Here is a 2,087-nt window from a genome sequence, read left to right on the forward strand (position 1 = left end):
GTCGGCGCGTCATGACGCGCCGACTCGGCGTTTTCGCGGCCGTGCTCTGCGGCCGGCGGGTCGCTCAGACGACCTGGTGCAGCCAGCGTACGGGCGCGCCCTCTCCCGCGTGACGGAACGTCTCCAGCTCGTCGTCCCACGGCTTGCCGAGGAGCTTGTCGACCTCGAGCTCGAGCGTGGTGTCGCCGAGGGCGGCCTTCACGACAGCGGCCTTGAGCCGGTCCTCCGGGATCATGATGTCCCCGTGCATCCCCGTGACGGCGTGGAAGACGCCGAGGTCGGGGGTGAAGGAGTAACGCGCACCCTCGGAGCTCGACGTCCCGTCCTCGGTGACCTCGAAGCGCAGGTGCGTCCATCCCTTCAGCGCCGAGGCGATCGCCGCTGCAGAACCGATCGCACCCGACCAGAAGAGCTCGGCTCGGTAGGTGCCGGCCTGGGCGGGCTGAGCCGTCCAGTCAAAGTTCACCGGTACGCCGAGCACCCCCGCGACGGCCCATTCGATGTGAGGGCAGAGCGCGGAGGGAGCCGAATGCACGAACACAACGCCTCGGGCGATACCACGCGAGGCGCTCGGGTCCTTGATCTGAGTGGTCACCGAATATCTCCTTCGTTGCGGCGCGAGCTACGCCTTCCCCAGCGGGCTCGATGATGCGTGAAGGAACACTTCGGTGGATCACACGGATGTAGTTGTGCGGTCCATTCTTACCTACCCGGCCCAGGATCTCCAGTATCGAGACAAAACGGTCAGTGGCGACCGACACAGATGCCGATCGCCACTGACCACAGGGATGATGAGGTTCTCAGTCCCTTTCGACCGTCTTCTCGAGCGCCTCGGCCCGTGCCGCGGCGTCGGTGATCTCGTCAGCGTCGATCGCGTACGTACGATGGAACCAGGTCAGTGCGTCCTTGTCCCTGCCGGCGTCCTGAAGGGTGTCGGCGTAGGCGTAGCGGAGCCGCACGACCCAGGGCTCGCGGCTCTTGTTGTTGAGCGGCGACTGCTCGAGGATCCGCAGGGCGGCGTCGAACTGGCCCATGTCCCGACGAGCACCGGCCTCGACGATGGTCATCTCGGCCTTCGCCGGCGCCTCGAAGTTCACCACGGACGGGCTGTGAGCGAGCTTGATCGCCTGCTCGGGCTGGCCGAGCGCGCGGTGGCAGTCCGCCATGATCGGGAGGTAGGCCGTCGCACCGTTCATCCGCTTCGCTGCGCGCAGCTCGGCAAGCGCCTCGGAGTAGTGGCCGGCAGCGTACGCCGCCTCCCCCAGCGCCTCGCGGATCACAGCGATACGCTGCGTACGCGACTTGGCCGCCTTCGCGTGCTGGTAGGCCAGCTCGGGGTCGGAGTCGATGAACATGTCGGCAGCGACCAGGTGGCGGGCGATCCGCGCCGCCAGCTTCTCCGGCAGACCGCGCAGCTGAGCCGAGATCGCACGGTCCAGCTCCTTGCCGGTCACCTCTTCCGGCAGCTCCGGGCCGTCGTAGGCGCGCTGGTCGGCCGTACGCTCCTCGCGCGGCTCGTCGAAGCGACGCGGCGGCCTGCCACCGGGCTTGCCGCCGCGGTCCTTGGAGTAGCCGCCCTTGCGGTCGCTACCGCCGCCGCGCTTCGGACCGTCAGAGCGCTTCGGACCGTCGGGGCGACCGCCCGCGCGAGGACCACCGCGCCCCGTCGACGGCTTGCCGTCGCGGCGCTCATCGCCACCTCGCCCAGCGTCACGACGCTGCTCGCCACCGCGGCCGCCACCGCCATCACGACGGTCGCTGCTGCGACCCGCACCCGTACCGGGTCGGCCGCTGCCACCCGGTCGGCCGCCTCGGCCACCGGTGGACGATGAACCCGAGCTCTTCGGACGCCCCGGGCGTCCGGCGGGCTTACCGCCTCTGTTGCTACGGCGCTCGTCAGCCATAGCCGCCATCCTCACTGCTGCGTATCGCAGCCGACTTCGAACGATCCCCAGATCGTCTCGTTGACAAACACAGTGCCAGTAAAAGCAGTAGAGGCCGCCCAAAGGGCGGCCTCTACCTGAAATTTTGTCCGGCGGCGTCCTACTCTCCCACAGCCTCTCGGTTGCAGTACCATCGGCGCTGAA

The 2,087-nt window shown here is 68.5% G+C and carries 2 protein-coding genes; both read right to left on the reverse strand.

Annotation, left to right across the window (positions count from 1 at the left end):
* Positions 1–64: 64 nt before the first annotated feature.
* Positions 65–556 carry a DUF3145 domain-containing protein gene (locus ACFVDI_RS28625; RefSeq protein WP_378912269.1) on the reverse strand — a complete coding sequence of 164 codons (492 nt, stop codon included), beginning with the start codon at positions 554–556 and terminating at the stop codon, positions 65–67.
* 244 nt (positions 557–800) lie between these two features.
* Positions 801–1,904: a tetratricopeptide repeat protein gene (locus ACFVDI_RS28630; RefSeq protein ID WP_378912268.1), complete on the reverse strand. Its 1,104-nt coding sequence runs from the start codon at positions 1,902–1,904 to the stop codon at positions 801–803.
* Between the last annotated feature and the right edge of the window lie 183 nt (positions 1,905–2,087).

Origin of the sequence: Nocardioides sp. NPDC057767 (assembly GCF_042798275.1) — a bacterium.
In the GTDB taxonomy this organism is placed as follows: Bacteria; Actinomycetota; Actinomycetes; order Propionibacteriales; family Nocardioidaceae; genus Nocardioides.